Raw genomic sequence first — 19,147 nt, 5'->3', positions numbered from 1 at the left:
GGCGGCGGCGCTCACCACGCGCTGGTCTCCACGGCGATGAGCGGGACGAGGTCGTTGCGCAGTGTCTCCAGGAAGGTGACGGTCTCGGCGGCGACCGAGCGGTGCTGCAGGTCGTTCAGTACGTCGTGGTGGGCGCCGCGGACCACCGAAAGGCGGGCGCGTGTCTGGGACTTGGCGGCGCGCACGAGCGCCTCACCGTCCGCGAGCGGATCGGTGTCACCGGTCAGGATCAGGGCGGGAACGCCGAGTTCGCTGTCGTAGGCGGCGGTGAGCAGTGCCTCGGGGACCGCCGTGCCGAGCGCGCCCCGCCGCACGCCGGAGTCGTCGGTGAGGGTGCCGCGGTGGGCGGGGCAGGAGGTGCGTACGTCGAGTTCGTCGTCCCAACTTCCTCCTCTGGCCGTGGCGTTGGGGCCGGGGAGACCGGCGAGGACCACGGCGTCCGGCCGCCCGCCCGCCGGGCTGCCGTCCTGGCCGAGGAGCGCCGCCACGGCGACGGCGCCGGTGTCGGCTCCCACCACGACGACCGGGCGGACGACACCGTCCGGGGTGGCCGTGTCCTCGACGGCGTCGGCGAGCCGGGCGCCGAAGCCGCTCAACGGGCCGGTCAGCTCCTGGCTGTCCGGGGCGTCGACGACACGTACCCGGTAGGCATCGGCGGCGAGCCGCCTGCCGAACCGCGCGTAGGTCGCCCGGGTCTCCCCCCGGCCGGGCACCACGACGATCGTGCCGCGGGTGCGCAGCCCCTCGGGGGCGTGGTGGTCGGTGTACTCGGTCATCTCATACTCCTGCGGGGTGGGGCACGGATTCCAGGTGGCGGGCGCGCTTCGCCGCCGGTGTCCAGCCCAGGGCGGGGGCCACCTCGGTCGCGATGAGTTCCAGGGCGCGGACCGCGGCTTCGTGGTCGGGGACCGCGGGGTTGAACTGGGTGATGAGGTCGGTCGCGACGGGCAGTACCTTCTCCTGCCGCAGCGCGGTGACGATCTCGTCGGGGTGGCCGTAGAACGAGTGGAAGCGGCGCAGTGCCTCGGCCACGTCGACGTCCTGGGGGAAGGCGCCGCTCTTCGCCATGCGCAGCGCCGCCCGGTGGACGTCGTCGCTGATGTGGCGCAGCGCCGTGCGGCGGTCCTTCGCGGGGAACACGAACCGGGACAGCCCGATCCGGGGGCGTCCCGGCCGGTCCCAGGCGGCGAGGTAGGCGTCGGCCCAGGGCCGCTGCACCTCGTCGGTGGGGGCGTCGAAGCCGTACGCGGCGCGGTTGAGCAGCAGGTTCGAGCCGCCGGCCGCCGCGTACTCGGCGCCGCCGCCGCTGAAGACGCCCTGCCAGATCCGGTCGGTGAAGTCGGCAGGCCGCGGCTGGATACGGAAGTCCGGTGTGCGCACCTCCTCGCCGGCCAGGGCGGCGCGCAGCACGTCGAGATGTTCGCTCGTCAGCTCGCGCTTGCGGGCGACGTCCTTGCCGAAGGCGGCGTACTCCTGGCTGTTGGCGCCGCTGCCCACGCCGATCTCGACACGGCCTCCGCTGAGGGTGTCGACGGTGGCGACGTCCTCGGCGAGCCGGACGGGGTCCTCCAGCGGGAGGACCGTGATGGCGGTGCCGAGCCGGATCCGCTCGGTCCGCGCGGCGGCGTGGGCGAGGAAGGTCCACGGTGAGGAGAGGCCGCCACCGCCGAGCGGTACGTGGTGCTGGGCCACCCAGCCGACGTCGAAGCCGAGTTCGTCGGCGACGACGAAGAGTTCCTGGGCGTTGCGGTACGTCTGGGCGACGTCGTCGCTGCGGCCCTGGACGTGGGTGAGGAAGCAGAGCCGGAAACGCGGGGTCTCGGTGGTCATGGGACGAGTACCTTTCGGACGGGGCCGGTCAGGTTCGGGCGGCGCCCGCGGTCACGAGTTCGGTGCTCGCTGTCTCGTGGCCGGTCACCGCCAGCACCCGGTCGAGGAGGCCTGCGGCGCCGGTGTCGGGCAGTTGCGTTCCGCGCCACGCGACGTGCTGGTCGGGCCGGACGAGGACGTTGGTGGCGCCGTACACCTCGCGCGCGCCGGGGCTGTTCAGATGGACGACGGTGAAGGGCAGCGCCCTGGCCGCGGCCTCCGCCGCGACGGCCCGCTCGACCTCGCGCTCGTCGGTGAGGACGAGCAGGGCGAAGGAGGTCCCGATGCGGTCGTGGAGCGTGCCGCCGTACGGGTCGAGCGGGCCGTCGGGGGCCCGGTGACCGGGGCGCGGGTCGTCCTCGTAGACGTCGGCGCGCCAGGGCGGTTCGGAGTCGAGCTGGCCGGGTTCGTACCAGATCACACTGGACGCGTCGTAGCGCTCGTCGAAGGTGACGCCCACCGCCTCCCCCCGGTCGCGTCGCAGCCGTTCACCGATCTCGGTCCTGCGCCGGGTGGCTTCGGCGCCGAGGTCCGCGTCGTCGGGGATGCCGCCGTCGCGGATCTCCTGAAGGGTGGCCTGTGAGCGGCGGGCCCGGCTCAACGCGTGGTCACCGACACGCCAGTTGTGCCGGCGGCGCTCCTCGTCGTACGAGTCGAGCAGCGTCTCGGGGGCCTGTCCTGCGAGCACGGCCGCCAGTTTCCAGCCGAGGTTGACGACGTCGCCGATGCCTTCGCCGAGGTTGCCGCCCGGTGTACGGACATGGGCGGCGTCGCCAGCCAGCAGGACCCGGCCCTTGCGGAAGGTCTCGGCGATCCGGGTGGCGTGGTAGAAGGTCGTCGCCGAGACCAGTTCGAGGTCGAGGTCGAATCCGAAGGCGGCGCGGCCGAAGGCCAGCAACTCCTCCTCGCCGGGCTCGTATTCGAGCGGGTACGGTCCGGCGTAGACCCGCCACTCGCGGGTGCTCACGGCGGCCAGGAAGCCGGACGCCTTGTGGTTGAAGACGATGTTGCTGGCGCTCGGCGCCGTGCCGATACGGGCCGAGACGTCGCCGGTGCGGACGATCAGGCGCAGTCGCTTCTCGGCGGCGTGCTCCCCTTCCCTGTCGATGCCGGCGAGCCGCCGCGTCGTGCTGCGCCCGCCGTCGGCGCCCAGGACGTACGCGGCGCTGACGGTGCGCGACCGGCCGGAGTCGGGGTCCACGACCTCGGCGTGGACACGGTCGGCGTCCTCGCGCAGGTCGCGCAGTTCCCAGCCGCCGGAGACACTGACGCCCCGCTCCCCCAGGTGTTCCAGGAAGACGTGCTGGAGCACGGTCTGCGGACGGCGGAGCGCCTCCTGCGACGAGTGCCGGGGACCGCTCCGTGCGGTGAACGACGGGCGTGGCAGGGGCACCAGTTCGTGCCCGACGAGGGAGGTGATCAGTTTGGTGCCCTGGTTCCACTCCGTGGGGTACGTCCAGGCGTCCCGGATGCGCTGCAGAAGCCCCCAGCGGCGGAAGTGCTCCACGACGCGCGGGGTGTGGCCCATCGCGCCGGCACGTACCAGGGTCGCGGTGCGCGCGCGGTCGACGACGGCGACCCGTACGCCGCGTGCGGTCAGTTCGACGGCCGCTGCGAGGCCGACGGGACCCGCGCCGACGACGAGTACGTCCACGGTCGCCGGCGGCGCGTCGGCGGGGAAGCGGACGGTGTGGACGTCCCGCCCGCCTGTCACGGACAGTTCGGTCATGGCACGGCCTCAGTTGCCCGCGAGCTGGTGCTCGCGGTCGTTCTGGTTGGCCGGGACGGGGAGGCCGAGGTTGCCGCGCAGGGTGTCGGCCTCATACTCGGTGCGGAACAGGCCGCGCTTCTGCAGGATCGGGACCACACCGTCCACGAAGAGGCTGATGTCGTCCTCGGTGCGGAAGGCCAGGTTGATGCCGTCGAAGGTGCCGGCGTCGAACCACTGCTCGATCGTGTCGGCGACGGTCTGCGGCGCGCCGACGAACGGCGAGCGGCGGAACTGGCTGAGTCCCTGGGCGACTTGACGCAGTGTCAGGTTCTCGGTCCGGGCACGCTCGATGATCTTCGAGGCGCCTGTCCTGCCGCCCTTCTCCGCGAGATGGGCCACATCGGGGAACGGCGCGTCCAGGTCGTGGCTGCTGAAGTCGTACGCGCCGAAGGAGCGGCCCAGCAGCGCGAGGTTGCGGTCGAAGTCGTTGTCCTCCTCGAAAATCTCCCGCTCGCGGATCCTGGCCTGCTCGTCGGTCGCGGCGACGACCGGGCCGCCGTGGATGAATATCTTGATGTGCTCGGGGTCCCTGCCGTACGCCGCTGTGCGCTTCTTGATGTCGGTGTAGTACGCCTGCGCCTGCTCCAGCGGGCCGCCGGGGGCGTAGATGCCTTCGGCGACCTGGGCGGCGAGGTCGCGGCCCTCCTCGGAGACCCCGGCCTGGAAGATCACCGGCTGGCCCTGCGGGGAGCGGGAGAGGTTGAGCGGGCCCGCCACGCTGAAGTGCTCACCGACGTGGTCGAGGGCGTGCAGCTTGGCCGGGTCGAGGAAGACCCCCCGCTCCACGTCGGCCGGGAAGGCGCCGTCCTGGTAGGAGTCCCACAGCCCGCGGGCGACCTGGACGAACTCCAGCGCGCGGCCGTAGCGGGTGGTGTAGTCGAGGTGTTCCTCCAGGCCGAAGTTCTTGGAGGCGCCGGTGTCGAAGCTCGTCACCACGTTCCAGCCGGCCCTGCCGCCGCTGATGTGGTCGAGCGAGGCGAACCTGCGGGCGAGGTTGAACGGCGAGTTGTACGTCGAACTGGCCGTGCCCACCAGGCCGATGTGCTTGGTGTGGGTGGCGACGGCCGACAACAGGGTCAGCGGTTCGAGCCGGTTGAGGTAGTGCGCCGGGTAGGTGGCGTTGATGAACTGGCTGTCGACCACGAACAGGGCGTCGAAGAGGGCGTGTTCGGCGGCCTGTGCCTGCCGGATGTAGTAATTGATGTCGATGCTGGCGTTCTTGGCGACGCGCGGGTCCTTCCAGAGGCCGTGCTGGCCGGGGCCGCCGACGCCGTACGGGTGCAGTGCGAGATGGATCTTGCGGGACATGGCTGTTCCTTCGCTGTGGATGGGCTGCGGAAGTTTCGGTGCTGTGGCTGGTTCAGGCGTGCAGCAGTGCGCGCAGGGCCTCGCGCTCGGCGCGGTTGGCGGCAGCGGTGTGCAGGGTCGGCGCCGAGCTGACGAGCAGGCGTGTGTAGAGGTGCTGGGGTTCGTTGATGACGTCACGGGCGGCGCCGACCTCGGCCAGCTCGCCCCGGTACAGCACCGCGATACGGTCCGCGACACCGGCGACGGACCCGAGGTCGTGGGAGATGAAGATCAGGGCGACCCCGGAGGCCCGCAGTTCCTTGAGGATGCCCAGGATCTGCACGCGGTTGGCGGAGTCGAGTGCGCTGACCGGCTCGTCGAGGATGAGCAGCCGGGGTTCGGTGACCAGCGCGCGGGCCACGGCGACGCGCTGGCGCTGTCCGCCGGAGAGTTCGCCCGGCAGCCGGCCGAGCAGCTCCTCCGTGAGCCGGACCCGGTCCAGTACCGCGCGGATCCGCCGGGCCGCCTCCTTGCGCTGTACGCCCTGGACGACCAGCGGGTCGGTCAGGGAGTCCTCGACGGTCAGGTCGGGGTCGAGGCTGCGCAGCGGGTCCTGGAAGACGTACTGGATCACCCCGCGGCGGCGCAGGGCGCGCCACTGGCGGTTTCCGTACGCGCTGACGTCCTCGCCGTCGATGACGATCGACCCGGCCGAGGCGCGCACCAGGCCGAGCGTCGCGCGGGCGAAGGTGGACTTGCCCGAGCCCGTCTCGCCGATCACACCGACGGTCTCGCCGGGCGCGACGCTGAGCGAGACCCCGTTCAGGGCGCGCCTGCGCCGCCGGCGCAGGCCGTAGTGGACGTCGAGTCCGGTGACGTCCAGCACCGGTGCGGCGGGCCGCGGTTCGTCGGTCATGACGCCTCCTTCGCCGTGAGGAACTTGTCCAGGCCGTACTGCTCGTGCTCGGCGATGAGCATCCGGGTGTATTCGTGCCGCGGGTGGTGCAGCACCGCTTCGGTGGGCCCCTGCTCGACCACCTCGCCCTGCCGCATGACGAGGACTTCGTCGCAGAGCTGGGCGACGACGGCCAGGTCGTGGGAGACGACGACGAGCGCCAGGCCCGCCCGTTCGCGGAGTTCGGCGAGCAGGTCGAGGATCTCCGCCTGGACGGTGACGTCGAGCGCGGTGGTGGCCTCGTCGGCGATGAGCAGCTGCGGGTCGGCGGCGATGGCCGCCGCGATCAGGACCCGCTGGAGCATGCCGCCGGACAGTTCGTACGTGTACTGCCCGCTGACCAGCTCCGGGTCGCTCAGCTGGACCGCCCGCAGCAACTCGACGGCGCCGTGCCGTGCTTCGCGGCGGGTAAGTCCCTTCTTGAGCCTGATGACTTCGGCGATCTGCGCGCCCACCCGGATGGACGGGTTGAGGTAGGACGCCGGGTCCTGGAAGACGGCGCTGATGGTGGTGCCCCGCAGGGCGGTCCACTGCTGCGGTGTGAGGGTGCCGATGTCGGTCCCGTTGATCGCGATCGATCCGCCGGTGACCTCGAAGTGCGGCGGCAGGATGCCCAGGGTGGCGCGGCAGGTGATGGTCTTGCCGCTGCCCGACTCGCCGACGATGCCGACGGCCTTGCCGGGTGTCAGCTCGAAGCTCACCCCCTGGACGATCTCCCGGTCGCTGACGTGGTCGCTGACGCGTACGTCGCGCAGGGCGAGCACCGGCGGGGCGGGCGGCTCCACCGTGTCGGGCGCCGGGAGCGGCCGGACGTCCTCCTGCGTGCGGTTCTTGGACAGCGTCGTCATCACGCACCTCCGGCGGGAACGGGGTCGGTCTTGTCGAGTCGGTTGGCGCGGGCCTTGCGGTTGTTGACGAGCGCGCGGCCCGACTCGCCGGACACGTCCCGGATCGCGTCGGCCAGCAGATTGCTGCCCCAGACCGTGATCATGATCAGCAGCGCGGGGGCGAAGGGCGCCCACGGCTGGTGGCTGAGGTAGCCGAGGTCGGAGGCGAGCAGACCGCCCCAGGTCGGCGCCGGCGGCTGGACGCCGATGCCGAGGAAGGTGAGGCTCGCGACGATCACGAACCCGACGCCGATGGTCTGCGCGAGCGCGACCGCGATCGGCGGCAGCACCTTGACCCAGACGTGGCGGCGTACCACCCAGCGGATGGAGGCGCCCGAGATGAGCGCGGCCTCCACGTACTGCGAGCGGGCCACGCCGAGCGTGGCGGCGCGGGACACCCGGTAGAACAGCGGTGACACCAGCGCGCCGGTGACGAGCATCGCCTGGGTGATGCCGTTGCCGAGCAGCGCGATCACGGCGACGGCGAACAGCAGGAACGGCAGGGCGACCAGGGTGTCGGCGAGCCGCAGGGTGAGCCATTCGAAGACCCTGCCGAGATACACCGACAGGATGCCGGGGATCGCGCCCACCGCCAGTGCCATCAGGGCCACTTCGACCGAGCCGAGGACGCTGACCCGGGACCCGTCGAGCAGCCGGCTCAGCACGTCACGGCCGAGGTAGTCCGTGCCCAGCCAGTGCGAACCGGAGGCGGCGGCCAGTGTGTTGTCGCTGGTGGCCAGTGGGTCGTGCGGGGCGAGCAGCGGGCCGAAGATCGCGAGCAGCGCGATCACGGCGAGGATGACCAGAGCGATCCGGCCGGACGTGAGTGCGAGAACGCGGCGCACCATGGTTCACACTCCCCTCTGCGAAGCGGGCGTCACACGCGCCAGCACCACGTTGACGATCAGGTTGAACAGGACGACCAGGACGATCGACACCACGAGCACCCCCTGGACGGCGGGTACGTCACCGGCCTGGGCTGAGTCGTTGGCGAAGCGGCCGAAGCCCTGGAGGCCGAAGATCCACTCCGTGACGACGGAAGCACCCACCAGTGAGGGGAACTTCAGCCCCAGGGTGGCGAGCGCGGGACCGAGGCCGTTGCGCAGCACATGGCGGAAGAAGATCCGCCGCGGGCTCAACCCCCGTACCACCGCGCCGATCACGTAGTTCTCCTGGTAGGCGGCGATCAGACTCGTGCGCAACTGGCGGGCGACGTCGGCGATGACGTCGAAGCTCAGCGCGACGGCCGGCAGGGTGATGTGGGCGAGCCACGGGCCGAACCCCTGCTGCGCGGGGACGTAACCGGCGGCGGGGAAGACATGGAGCCCGACGGCGAAGACCGCGACGAGCACGATGCCGACCACGAAGGCGGGCATCACCGAGATGACGGTGACGAAGCCGGTGATGGTCCGGTCGATCCAGGTGGTGCGGCGCAGCGCCGCCAGGGTGCCGAGCCCGAATCCGGCCAGTACGCCGATGACCAGCGCGAAGGTCGCGACGGACAGGCTCACCCCGAGGCCCAGGCCGATGAGGGTGGAGATGTCGGCGCCGTTGGTCCAGCTGGACCCCAGCTGGCCGTGCAGCACACCGCTGAACCAGTCCCAGTACTGCACCAGGAACGGCCGGTCGAGACCCCATTGGGCCTCGACCCGCGCGACGGCCTCGGGCGTCGCCTCCTCGCCCAGCTGGATCCGGGCCGGGCTGAGGCCGCTCAGCGACCGCAGTGCGAAGGTCACGAAGGTCGCGACCAGGAAGACGGGCACGAAGATCGCGACCGACCTGGCGAGGGTGGCCAGGACCCGGCCCAGTGTGTGCCGCGTCCTGGCCGCGGCGGCGCCGCGACGCCGGGCGGGCGCGGCCTGTACCGCTGTCGTCGTCATGGGGTTGCCCCCCTCTCACTTGATGGCGTGGCTCACTCGATGGTGTGGACGGGGAAGGTCAGTTGCCGGCGGCGATGGTCACGCCGTTCCAGTCGATATGGGCCGGGTTCTTGGGCAGGTCGGAGATCGACTTGCTCTTGGCGATGAGGTTCGGCGACGAGTACGTGAAGACCAGCGCCTTGCTCTCCAGGCCCGCCCGGGTGGCCGCCTGGAGGACCTTCGGGTAGTCCGGTGCGTCCAGCGGGGTCTGCCGGACCTTGGCGATGGCCGCCTCGAAACCGTCCGGCTCATAGGGGGTGCTGAGGTTCAGCGGGCCGTTGGGACCGAAGTGGGCGGTAAGGGTCTGCGCGGCGGAGTCACGGCCCGTGGTGCCGTAGAGCGAGAACGTCAGGTCCTTGGCGAAGAACGGGGTGGCCCAGTTCTTGTCGACCTTGATCTTGACGGTCACCCCGACCTTGGCGAGCTGCGACTGGACGATCTCGGCGCTCGGGTCCTCCGCGGGGATGACCAGGTCGAGCTTGATGTCACCGGCCTGGTAGCCCGCTTCGGCGAGGAGCTTCTTCGACTTCGCCGGGTCGTAGGAGTAGTTGTCCGCCGACTGCGGGTCGTAGGCGACATAGCCCTTCGGGAAGGGCTGGTTGGTCGCCTCTCCGTAGCCGAAGGTCAGCTTGTCGACGAACTCCTTGCGGTTGATCGCGTAGCGGACGGCGTCGACGACCTTGGCGTTGTCGAACGGCGCCTTGTTGACGTTGAGGCTGATGTTGGACGCGTTGAAGCCGGGCTGGACGAAGACGTCCAGTCCTGCCTTCTTCGCCGCGTCCGCCTGGCTGGGTTCGATGTCGGCGAAGTTGTAGACGCCGGTCTGGAGTCCCGAGACGACGGTGGAGGCGTCGGGGGCCGACGTCAGCTCGACGTTGTCGATGTGGATGTTCTTCGCGTCCCAGTAGTCGGGGTTCTTCTTCAGCACGGCCTTCGTGCCGGGCACCAGCTGGGTCACGATGAAGGGGCCGGCGCCGACCGGGGCCTGGTCCAGCTTCTTCGGGGACTTCGCCGCCTTGGGGCTGGCGATCTGCAATACCCGCTCGCCGAGCAACTGCGGTATCTGATAGTCGACTTGGCTCAGGTTGATGATCGTGTCGAGACCCCGCGCCTCGACCGACCTGATCGAGGTCAGATCGCCGAAGAGCGCCGAGTCCTTCTGCTTCTTGGCCCGTTCGATGGCGGCCTTGACGGCGGCGCCGTCCACGGGCGCACCGTCGCTGAACTTCAGGCCGGGGCGCAGGTGGAAGGTGACCTGGTCGCCCTTGTCGTTGTACTCCCAGCTCTTGGCGAGGTCGGGGACGGCCTTGCCCGTGTCGTCCGTACGCGTCAACGAGGCGTAGACGAGGGTGAGTTCACGGAACTGGGCGCCGCTGCCCCCGACCACCGGGTCCCAGTGGGTGGGGAAGTACGAGGAGGTCCACTTGAGCGTGGAGTTGCCCGCGGCGCCCGCGGCGTCACCGCCGCAGGCGCTGAGGGCCGGTACGAGCGCGGCGACGAACGCTGTCCCGAGGGCGGCGAGGCGCAGACGGCCGGCCCCTCGGGGGGATCGCGGGTCCAGTGGGCGGCGGGGCGTGGGTCGTCCGGACATCTCTTTGGCTTTCTTTGATGGTCCCGGCCGCTGCCGGGAAACGAGGGCCTGGACACACCGGCGCGTGACACCGGATCACACTGCGCGGGCATGCCTGCGACGGCTTCGTTGCACGTCGGACACACCGCGCTCGAAGTGTGAGGCGTCGGTGGTTTCACGGGGGTGGGCCGGAAGGCGGAGAAGAGGGAGCCGCGAGCGGCGAGGCACGAGCATGACGGCGAGCGACGGACGCGGAGCGGCTGTCCGGCGGGGCGGCCGGGTGCCGCGTGGGCGGTCAGATGCCTGTGGGCCGTGGGTGGCTGGCGGTCAGCGACAGAGAGCGCTGGAAGTGCGCCGCAGATCCACGTAGCGGCACACCACACCGGGGTGCGTCGTGAGCATGGTGCACATCCTGACGCCGACCGTCACCGCCTGTCAATGGACACCAATTGGTGTCTCATTGGCCGGGACGGCTCCTGAGGGTGACTCAGTGCCCGGCGGGGCCGGTGCGGGCGGTCGCGGGATGCACCGCGGCCTCCTGCGGATGCAGCCACAGCGGCCCGTTGGCGGTGTCCACCCGGACCGCGTCCTGCGGCGGCCGTCCGCCGTCCGTGAGCAGCCGGACCTCCGGCCCGGTCAGGCTGCGGTACCGCTCCAGCGCCACCGTCGGGTCCGCCGGCGCGGGAGCCCTCAGCAGCCCCGGGCAGAGCCCGTCGACGGCCGCCGCGTACGTGTCGTAGGGCCGCAGTCCGGGCACCGCCCGGTATCCGGCGGGGGCGCGGAACACCAGCGTCGGCAGGGCGTAACGGCGGCCGCCTTCGGCGGTCTCCTTCGCACCGCCGGGATGCGGCGAACCGTCAGGAGCGTCCCGTACGGCCAGCACCTCGGGGACCGGGCGGCGCGCCTCGGCGCGGTCGGCGGTGACCTGCGCCAGTACGTCGGCCGACGCGGCGTCCGCCGCCAGCCGCCGCAGGTCGAGGCCGGGCACACCCCGTGCCGCGGCCAGGGCGAGCGCGGTGGTGTCCGCCGGTTCGCCCCGCACGAAGACGGTCTCCCGCAGCCGCCGCAGCGCCCGCTCCGCCACGTCGGCGCCCTGACGTTCGGCGGCCTTGGCGACGAGCGAGGACGGCCAGGAACTGGCCGCGACCCGGTCCAGCCGTACGGCGTGCGGGGCGCCGGTGTGCGCGGCGACCTCCGCCACGTACCGCGCGTACCAGGCCGTCTCGGCGGCCGGATCGGGCGGCGGATCGTCGTCGTGGTCGAAGAGGATGGCGTAGACGCGCCGCCAGCGCACCCGGCCCGCCAGCGCCGCCCGCAGCGCGCGGAAGGCGGGCTCGGAGCCCCAGGCCCACGGGCACAGCGGGTCGGTGTACTCCACCACCTCGACGGCGGACGGTGCCGGTGGGCCGCTCACGCGGCGCCGACCCCGGGCCGCCGCGCGACGGCGCCCGCGGGCACCAGCGCGGCCAGCGGCAGCGCGGCGAGCACCGCCGCCGCCTGTTCCTCGACCTGCCGCCACACACCGGGCAACGCCCCTGCGGCGCCCGGGTAGTCGAGCCCGGCCAGCGACTCGCCGCGCAGCGTGATGAGTTCACCGTCGACGGCGCGTACGACGTCGAGGAGGGTGATCTCCTCGGCCGGCCTGCCGAGCCAGTAACCGCCCTCGCAGCCGCGCTGGCTGCGCACCAGGCCCGCTTTGCGCAACTCGCCCACCACGGACTTCAGGAACCGGAACGGAATGTCCTGCGAGGAGGCGATGGCCTCGCAGGTGAGCGGGCGGGCAGGCTCACACGCGAGCTCCAGAAGGGCCCGGGCGGCGTAGTCCGCCTTCGCGGAGATATGCATACCCACATCATGCCCGACAGCGCCGCGCCGGCGGAGGGGTCGGCGGGTCCGCGACCTACATTGCGGCAACATTGCCGCAGGTGAAGGATAAAGGACACTTCTTGACATCCTTTCCGGGGCGGCCCTAACGTCCCGGCCATGAGCGAGCCGCCGACGACTCCCGGTGCGGGTTTCCACCCCCACCTCCACGACACCCAGGACCACCACGCGGCGCCCCTGCGCAGCAGGCTGCACCACATCCGCGCCGACGCCCTCGACGGCGACACGGCGCAGACGGGTGGCATGCGCAGGTTCGCCGGTGTCAGCGGCAGCACCGCGGGGTCGGAGAAGCTGTGGATGGGCCAGACCCATGTGGCGCCAGCCACCTCGTCGTCCGACCACCACCACGGCGAGTCCGAGACGGCGATCTATGTGGTGTCGGGCCACCCGGAGTTCGTCTTCCTGGACGACTCGGGCGACGAGCCGCAGGAGGTTCGGCTGCGCACCTCCCCCGGTGACTACATCTTCGTGCCGCCGTTCGTACCGCACCGCGAGGAGAACCCCGACCCGGCGGACGAGGCGGTGGTCGTGATCGCCCGCAGCACGCAGGAGGCGATCGTCGTCAACCTCCCGGCCCTGTACGCCCTGCCCGGGAACGGCACGCAAACGCCCTAGGGTCTGTCGTGCGGATCACGCCGGGCTCGCGTGTGCTGGTGCCGCGCCTCGCGGCGTTGTCGTCGGTCGACGACGCTCCGCGTCGCCTCCCTCCTCCGCCTTGCGATCCACGACACCAGCCCCCGCTCCCTGATCCGGCGTGATCCGCACGACAGACCCTAGACTCACCGGATGGCCAAGTACTTCGACGTCCATCCCGAGAACCCCCAGCGGCGCATCATCAGCGGTGTCGCCGACAGCATCCGGGCGGGCGCGCTCGTCGCGTATCCGACGGACTCCTGTTACGCCCTCGGCTGCCAGCTCGGCAGCCGCGACGGCATCAGCAGGATCCGGTCGATCCGCGAGCTCGACGACCGTCACCACTTCACACTGGTGTGCCAGAACTTCGCGCAGCTGGGTCAGTTCGTGCACATCGACAACGACGTGTTCCGTGCCATCAAGGCGGCGACACCGGGCAGTTACACCTTCATCCTCCCCGCGACCCGGGAGGTGCCGCGCCAGTTGCTGCACCCGAAGAAGAAGACCGTCGGTGTCCGGATCCCCGACCATGTCGTCGCGCAGGCGCTCCTCGCGGACCTGGGTGAACCGCTGCTCTCCAGCACGCTGTTGCTGCCGGACGAGGAAGAACCCCTGACCCAGGGCTGGGAGATCAAGGAACGGCTCGACCATGTGGTGGACGCCGTGGTCGACTCGGGCGACTGCGGAACGGAACCGACCACCGTCATCGACTTCTCCGGTGGCGAGTTGGAGATCGTACGACGCGGCGCGGGCGACGTCTCCCGCTTCGAGTAGCGGCCCCTGCCGGCGGCCCCTGCCGACGGTTCCTGCCGACGGTTCCTGCTCAGCTCGGCGCGAGGACGATCCAGGTGCGGCCGGGGCTCAGCGGCAGCGTCCGGCCGTCGTGGCGGTAGGTCGTGCCCGCCTTCTCGGTCGGCCTGCTCCAACGCACGTCGTAGGAGCGGCCGTTCCTGAGTACGACGGCCGAGCCCTGGCCGACCGTCTCCGAGAACGGTACGAACCCGGTGCGGCTGTGGAAGCGGGACTCCCTGATCTTCACCTGCTGGATGATCACGTTGTCCGCCGTCCAGGGCGAGCGCGCGCCGTCCATGCTCACCCGGTAACTCGACCCGCTCCAGGTGAAGCCGAAGCGGGCGCCGGGCATCTTGGCCGAGGCGGTCGTGTCGGGTGTGCCGCCGGCGGGGGTCGCCGAGGCGAAGGTCAGGCCGATGTCCTTCGCGGTCCCCGCGCCGTCGGTAAGCCCCTTGGTGTGCACGTACTCGTTGTGCGGCGCCGACCTGGTCGATCTGCGGAAGAAGGCGCCGGTCCCGGTCCTGGTGACCAGGTCCGACCTCTTGAGGACCGGCAGCAGCATGCTCTGGGCGCCCGAGAACGCGAGGGCCGGCCGGTCGTACTGGGCCAGCAGCTCCAGGTCGGTCTCCCGGGCGCTGCGCACCGGGCCGACCGTGCCGGGCAGATGGTTGCTGTCGAAGACCGCCATCAGCCGGGAGAGGCCGCCCTCGACCTCGATCCCGTACACCAGGTCCGCGCTGTTCAGGCCCGTCGCCGGCCGCGCCGCGCGGACGTTGTCGATCTTCACGGCGAGCACCCGGCCCGCCGCGCCCGGCTTCCCCGTGAGCACCGAGCGCGAGGTGCCCCGCGGGTGGGTGGTGCCGTCCTCGGTCGGTGTGCAGCCGGCCGCCAGAGCGGCGGCGAGTGCCGCCGCGACGCCTGCGGCAACGGCTCTGCGTCCGGTCATGGCGCTCCTCCCGTTCGATGGGGCTCCCATCGGGACGGTACCCGGACCGCACGCCGAATCCCCGTCGCAGCGCGGTCAGACGACGCCGAGTTCGGCGTCCCCGGCCGGCAGCGGTTCGAGCGCCTGCACGTCGACCGGGCCCGCCGTGGCCCCCTTGAGCTTCGCGCCGAGCGCGACCAGCGCGGGAGCGCCGCTGTGTACTTCAAGATCCTCGGCAGACGCCCAGTGCTCCACCATCACGAAGGCACCGGAGGTACCGCGGTGCAAGGCGTACAGCAGACAGCCCGGTTCCGCGTGCACGGCGGGTATCGCCTCCCGCAGCGCCTGTTCGACGTCGGCCTCCCGGCCTTCGGCGGGGGTGATCGTGGCGACCACGACGACGGTCTTGTCGCTCATACCGGTCCTCGATTCCTGCGGTTCGGGAGCAATCAGCACAACAGTACGACCAGCTGCCCCGGACGTACGCAACCGCGTTGCAACGTTGTGGGGCGTTGGCTGGGACGATGACTGACGAGCGGGTTCCGGACGGACAGGCCGCGCGGGTGGAGGTGACGCCCGCAGCCGCCGAGTTGATCCGGCGGCTGCGGGCCGACCACGGGCCGCTGATGTTCCATCAGTCGGGCGGCTGCTGCGACGGCAGCGCCCCCATGTGCTACCCGGACGGTGAGTTCCGTACGGGCAACTCGGACGTGCTGCTGCAGTCCCTGCGGGTCGAGGGGGTGGAGGAGGCGGTCCCGTTCTGGATGTCGGTGAGTCAGTACGAGGCGTGGAGCCACACGCGGCTCATCGTCGACGTGGTCCCCGGACGGGGCAGCGGGTTCTCCCTGGAGGCTCCCGAAGGGGTGCGGTTCCTGATCCGGTCGCGGATGGTCGGCGCGTGACAGGCGCGACGGGACGGCCGGCTACGGCCTGACGCTGCTCACCAGCCCCGCGGTGGTCGAGATCCCGTCGGCGATGGTCGGCGCCATGCTCGTGCCCGCGAGGAAGAATCCGAGCAGGACACAGACCACCGCGTGCGAGACCTTCAGTCCGCCGCTGCGCAGAAAGATCACAGCGAGGACGACGAGCAGCACCACCAGTGAGATCGAAATGGCCATCGACTACCTCCTCCGCCGCGTGACAATTGCGGCATTCGGCCGCCAGTGTGGCGGAGGAGGGCGCCCGGACGGCCGACCGGCAGGCCTGCCGTACGGGTGATTGTTCCCGTCCACGGCTTCGGATCGTCGCTCTTAGTTCGACGCCGCTCCTGGTTCGAAGCGGACGGGCCGCCGGTCCTGCGCTGCCGCTACTCGGGCAGATCGACCAGCTCGGCGATCGTCTCCTTGTGCCGGCCCGCCGAACCGAGCGCCACCGAGTCCGCCTTCGCGCGCTTGAGATACAGATGCGCGGGGTGTTCCCAGGTCATCCCGATGCCGCCGTGCAGCTGTACGCACTCCTCCGCGGCGTGCACAGCGACCCGGCCGCAGTACGCCTGGGCGACCGCGACGGCGAGCGCGGTCTCCGGGCTGCCGGTGGCCAGCGCGTCGGCCGCGTTGCGCGCGGCGGCGCGCGCCGAGACGACCTCGAGCCACAGCTGCGCCATCCGGTGCTTGAGCGCCTGGAAGGAACCGACCGGGCGGTTGAACTGGTGCCGTTCCTTGGTGTACTTGACGGTCTCCTCCAGACACCACTCGGCGACGCCCAACTGTTCGGAGGCGAGCAGCCCCGCACCGGCGAGCAGCCCGCGCCGTACGGCGGCGCGCCCCGTCGCCGCGTCGGCGATCCGGATGCCGGCCGCCGGGTCGAGGGTGACGGCGGCGAGCGGCCGGGTCAGGTCGAGCGGGGTCAGCGGTTCGACGCTCGCCCCCGGCCCTTCCGTCTCGGCCGCGTACAGCCCGTCCTCACGCGGCACGAGCAGCACGTCGGCGCGTACGGCGTCGGCCACGCCCGTGACGGTGTCGGCGGCGGCCGGCAGGGGCCCGTCGGGCGGGGTGGTCAGGGGCAGCGCGAGGACGGCGACGCGGTGGCCGCCGGCGAGCGCGGTCAGCAGCCCGGCGACGTCCGTCGAGTCCGTGTCGCAGCCGAGCAGCGTCTCGGTCGCCACGACCGAGCTGGTCAGATACGGCGCTGCGGTGACGGCCCGGCCCAGCTCCTCCAGCACGACGGCCGCCTCGCGGTGACCCGCGCCCTGGCCGCCCAGCTTCTCGGGGACGAGCAGCCCGGCGGCGCCGATGCCGCCGGCCAGCGACGACCACAGGTCGGCGTCGTACGGGTCGCCCGACTCGGCGCGCCGCAGGGCCGCCGGCAGGTCGTACCGGTCGGTGAGCAACGACCGTACGGCGGCGCGCAGATCGTCCTCGGTGTCCGTGTAGAGCAGGTTCATCGGGAGAGGTCCTTCCATGCGACGTCCTTGTCGTTGCGCGGCTCGGACGGCAGGCCGAGGACCCGTTCGGCGACGATGTTGAGCAGCACCTCACTGGTGCCGCCCTCGATGGAGTTGCCCTTGGCCCGCAGATAGCGGTAGCCGGCGTCCCGTCCGGTGAAGTCCACCTGGTCGGGCCTGCGCAGCGTCCAGTCGGAGTACAACAGCCCCTCGTCGCCGAGGAGTTCCACCTCCAGGCCGCTGATCTCCTGGTTGAGCCTGGCGAAGGAGAGCTTCATGCCGCTGCCCTCGGGGCCCGGGTGCCCCGCGACGAGCTGCTGGCGCAGCCGCTCCCCGGTGAGGCGGGCCACCTCGGCCTCGACCCAGAGGGTGAGCAGCCGCTGGCGCAGCTCGTGGGTACGCAGGTCGGGGCGCTCGCGCCAGGTGCGCGCCACGGGGCCGATCATGCCGCCCTCGCGCGGGATCCGGGAGCCGCCGATGGAGACCCGCTCGTTCATGAGCGTGGTCTGCGCGACCTTCCAGCCCTCGCCGATCTCGCCGAGCCGGTGCGCGTCGGGGATCCGTACGCCGGTGAGGAAGACCTCGTTGAACTCGGCCTCGCCGGTGATCTGGCGCAGCGGCCGTACCTCGACACCCGGGTCGGTCATGTCGCAGATGAAGTAGCTGATGCCGCGGTGCTTGGGCAGCTCGGGGTCGGTGCGGGCGATGAGGATGGCCCAGCGGGCGACATGCGCGCTGGACGTCCAGACCTTCTGCCCTTCGACCACCCAGTCGTCGCCGTCCCGTACCGCCCGGGTGCCGAGCGCCGCGAGGTCGGAGCCGGCGCCCGGCTCGCTGAAGAGCTGGCACCACACCTCCTCGCCGATCCACAGCGGCCGCAGGAAGCGCTCCTTCTGTTCCTGGGTGCCGTAGCGCAGGACGGTCGGCGCCGCCATGCCGAGGCCGATGCCGATCCGCCGGGGGTCGTTGTCGGGTGCGCCCGCCGCTTCCAGTTCGCTGTCGACCACGGCCTGGAGGGCGCGCGGCGCGTCGAGGCCGCCGAGCCCCACCGGGTAGTGCACCCAGGCGAGTCCGGCATCGAAGCGGGCCCGCAGGAAGTCGTCGCGCGCGGTGTCGGCCGGCGGGTGGTCGGCCAGCAGGCGCGCGGCGCGCTCGCGCAGTCCCGCCGCGTCGGTCGCGTACGTCGCCTCGGTCATCGGGAGTCTCCTTCGGGGATGACGACCACACGTCCGGTGGTGGCGCCGTCGGCGACGCGCTGTACGGCGTCGGCTGCGCCCTTCAGCGGTACCCGCTCGCTGACGAGGGGCTTGACGACGCCCTGCGCGGCCAGTTCGGTCAGCCGCTGGTGGCAGCGCGGGATCGCGGCCGGGTCCTTGGCCGCGTACAGGCCCCAGTGCAGTCCGAGGATCGAGTAGTTCTTCACCATGGCGTGGTTGAGCGCGGGGGCCGGGATCTCGCCGCTGGTGAAGCCGACGATCACGATGCGGCCCTCGAAGGCCAGGCACTTGGCCGACTTGGCGTAGGCGTCGCCGCCGACCGGGTCGTAGACGACGTCGGCGCCACGGCCGCCGGTGGCTTCCTTCACGGCGGCGATGATGTCGTCGGTGTGCCGGTCGATCACGACGTCGCAGCCCAGCTCGCGGGCCACCTCGGCCTTGGCGGGGCCGCCGACGACGCCGATGACGGTGGCGCCGGCCGCCTTGCCGAGCTGTACGGCGGCGCTGCCGACACCGCCGGCCGCCGCGTGGACGAGCAGGGTCTCGCCCTTCTCCAGATGGGCGCGGCGGTGCAGGCCGAACCAGCCTGTCTGGTAGCCGATGTGCATCGCGGCCGCTTCGGCGTCGTCCAGGGCGGCGGGCGCCGGGAGCAGTCCCGCGGCGTCGGCGAGCGCGTACTCCCCCAGGCCGCCGTGCGGGAGGGCCGCCGTGGTGATGACCCGGCGGCCGTCCTCGGTCTCGCCGCAGATCTCCACGCCGGGGGTGAAGGGCAGCGGCGGTCGCACCTGGTAGTGGCCCCGGCAGAGCAGGGCATCGGGGAAGTTGATGTTCGCCGCACGGACCAGCACCCTGACCTGTCCTTCGGCCGGCTCGGGCCGCTCGACGTCTTCGAGTCGCATCACCTCGCCCGGCTCGCCGTTCCGGTGCACTCGCCATGCCTGCATCTCGGGGCCTCCACACACATTGGGCAGTACCGCGTCCACGCGCATACTAAGCGGTCGCTTGTGGGTGTGGGAACAGCCGCCACCGGACGGCTTCGGGCGGGCACGGGACGG

At 71.6% G+C, this 19,147-nt stretch carries 20 protein-coding genes; 3 read left to right on the top strand and 17 right to left on the bottom strand.

Going from position 1 to position 19,147, the window contains the following annotated elements; genetic code table 11:
* Positions 1 to 11: 11 nt before the first annotated feature.
* The 11 genes from OHS57_RS33915 to OHS57_RS33865 form a co-directional block, all read right to left on the bottom strand.
* Positions 12 to 776, bottom strand: coding sequence for an alpha/beta hydrolase (locus OHS57_RS33915; RefSeq protein WP_328584403.1), 765 nt, complete (start codon positions 774 to 776; stop codon positions 12 to 14).
* Between the two features lies 1 nt (position 777).
* A complete protein-coding gene (locus OHS57_RS33910; protein WP_328584402.1) occupies positions 778 to 1,830 on the bottom strand; it encodes an LLM class flavin-dependent oxidoreductase in 1,053 nt (350 codons plus the stop codon).
* A gap of 28 nt (positions 1,831 to 1,858) precedes the next feature.
* Positions 1,859 to 3,598: an FAD-dependent oxidoreductase gene (locus tag OHS57_RS33905; RefSeq protein ID WP_328584401.1), complete on the bottom strand. Its 1,740-nt coding sequence runs from the start codon at positions 3,596 to 3,598 to the stop codon at positions 1,859 to 1,861.
* A gap of 9 nt (positions 3,599 to 3,607) precedes the next feature.
* Complete coding sequence (locus tag OHS57_RS33900; protein WP_041994095.1) at positions 3,608 to 4,948, bottom strand: LLM class flavin-dependent oxidoreductase; 1,341 nt, start codon at positions 4,946 to 4,948, stop codon at positions 3,608 to 3,610.
* 52 nt (positions 4,949 to 5,000) lie between these two features.
* The gene (locus OHS57_RS33895) at positions 5,001 to 5,843 is read right to left on the bottom strand and encodes an ABC transporter ATP-binding protein (RefSeq protein WP_041994093.1); all 843 of its coding nucleotides are present in this window, start codon (positions 5,841 to 5,843) and stop codon (positions 5,001 to 5,003) included.
* Complete coding sequence (locus OHS57_RS33890) at positions 5,840 to 6,730, bottom strand: ABC transporter ATP-binding protein (protein WP_328584400.1); 891 nt, start codon at positions 6,728 to 6,730, stop codon at positions 5,840 to 5,842. The genes OHS57_RS33895 and OHS57_RS33890 overlap by 4 nt, the downstream gene beginning before the upstream one ends.
* Complete coding sequence (locus OHS57_RS33885) at positions 6,730 to 7,617, bottom strand: ABC transporter permease (protein ID WP_328584399.1); 888 nt, start codon at positions 7,615 to 7,617, stop codon at positions 6,730 to 6,732. Before OHS57_RS33885 ends, OHS57_RS33890 begins: the two co-directional genes overlap by 1 nt.
* Before the next feature lie 3 nt (positions 7,618 to 7,620).
* Positions 7,621 to 8,649, bottom strand: coding sequence for an ABC transporter permease (locus OHS57_RS33880; RefSeq protein WP_328584398.1), 1,029 nt, complete (start codon positions 8,647 to 8,649; stop codon positions 7,621 to 7,623).
* A 58-nt stretch (positions 8,650 to 8,707) separates the two neighbouring features.
* Positions 8,708 to 10,279, bottom strand: coding sequence for an ABC transporter substrate-binding protein (locus OHS57_RS33875; protein ID WP_328584397.1), 1,572 nt, complete (start codon positions 10,277 to 10,279; stop codon positions 8,708 to 8,710).
* Positions 10,280 to 10,745: 466 nt separating this feature from the next.
* Entirely contained in the window at positions 10,746 to 11,672 is a 927-nt protein-coding gene (locus OHS57_RS33870; RefSeq protein ID WP_328584396.1) for a DsbA family oxidoreductase, read from the bottom strand.
* Positions 11,669 to 12,103, bottom strand: coding sequence for an RrF2 family transcriptional regulator (locus OHS57_RS33865; RefSeq protein WP_328584395.1), 435 nt, complete (start codon positions 12,101 to 12,103; stop codon positions 11,669 to 11,671). The genes OHS57_RS33870 and OHS57_RS33865 overlap by 4 nt, the downstream gene beginning before the upstream one ends.
* A gap of 138 nt (positions 12,104 to 12,241) precedes the next feature.
* Here OHS57_RS33865 and OHS57_RS33860 point away from each other — a divergent pair, with 138 nt between their 5' ends.
* Both OHS57_RS33860 and OHS57_RS33855 read left to right on the top strand, forming a co-directional pair.
* The gene (locus tag OHS57_RS33860) at positions 12,242 to 12,757 is read left to right on the top strand and encodes a cupin domain-containing protein (protein WP_328584394.1); all 516 of its coding nucleotides are present in this window, start codon (positions 12,242 to 12,244) and stop codon (positions 12,755 to 12,757) included.
* 171 nt (positions 12,758 to 12,928) lie between these two features.
* A complete protein-coding gene (locus OHS57_RS33855; RefSeq protein WP_041994077.1) occupies positions 12,929 to 13,549 on the top strand; it encodes an L-threonylcarbamoyladenylate synthase in 621 nt (206 codons plus the stop codon).
* Between the two features lie 49 nt (positions 13,550 to 13,598).
* Here the strand turns inward: OHS57_RS33855 and OHS57_RS33850 are convergent, their stop codons facing one another.
* Positions 13,599 to 14,513: a DUF3048 domain-containing protein gene (locus OHS57_RS33850; protein WP_328584393.1), complete on the bottom strand. Its 915-nt coding sequence runs from the start codon at positions 14,511 to 14,513 to the stop codon at positions 13,599 to 13,601.
* A gap of 75 nt (positions 14,514 to 14,588) precedes the next feature.
* Positions 14,589 to 14,909, bottom strand: coding sequence for a putative quinol monooxygenase (locus OHS57_RS33845; RefSeq protein WP_328584392.1), 321 nt, complete (start codon positions 14,907 to 14,909; stop codon positions 14,589 to 14,591).
* A 107-nt stretch (positions 14,910 to 15,016) separates the two neighbouring features.
* Here OHS57_RS33845 and OHS57_RS33840 point away from each other — a divergent pair, with 107 nt between their 5' ends.
* Entirely contained in the window at positions 15,017 to 15,394 is a 378-nt protein-coding gene (locus OHS57_RS33840) for a DUF779 domain-containing protein (RefSeq protein WP_041994069.1), read from the top strand.
* Positions 15,395 to 15,415: 21 nt separating this feature from the next.
* Here OHS57_RS33840 and OHS57_RS33835 read toward each other — a convergent pair whose 3' ends face one another.
* The 4 genes from OHS57_RS33835 to OHS57_RS33820 all read right to left on the bottom strand — a co-directional run bounded on the left by OHS57_RS33835 (position 15,416) and on the right by OHS57_RS33820 (position 19,036).
* A complete protein-coding gene (locus OHS57_RS33835) occupies positions 15,416 to 15,610 on the bottom strand; it encodes a hypothetical protein (RefSeq protein WP_041994067.1) in 195 nt (64 codons plus the stop codon).
* 188 nt (positions 15,611 to 15,798) lie between these two features.
* Positions 15,799 to 16,893, bottom strand: coding sequence for an acyl-CoA dehydrogenase family protein (locus OHS57_RS33830; protein WP_328584391.1), 1,095 nt, complete (start codon positions 16,891 to 16,893; stop codon positions 15,799 to 15,801).
* Positions 16,872 to 18,071, bottom strand: a complete 1,200-nt coding sequence (locus OHS57_RS33825) for an acyl-CoA dehydrogenase family protein (RefSeq protein ID WP_328584390.1) — start codon at positions 18,069 to 18,071, stop codon at positions 16,872 to 16,874. Before OHS57_RS33825 ends, OHS57_RS33830 begins: the two co-directional genes overlap by 22 nt.
* Entirely contained in the window at positions 18,068 to 19,036 is a 969-nt protein-coding gene (locus tag OHS57_RS33820; RefSeq protein WP_328584389.1) for an NADPH:quinone oxidoreductase family protein, read from the bottom strand. Before OHS57_RS33820 ends, OHS57_RS33825 begins: the two co-directional genes overlap by 4 nt.
* Positions 19,037 to 19,147 lie beyond the last annotated feature (111 nt).

Source organism: Streptomyces sp. NBC_00370, from assembly GCF_036084755.1.
Lineage (GTDB): Bacteria > Actinomycetota > Actinomycetes > Streptomycetales > Streptomycetaceae > Streptomyces.
Note: the sequence above shows the minus strand (reverse complement) of the source record. Positions and strands in the feature narration are given on the sequence as shown.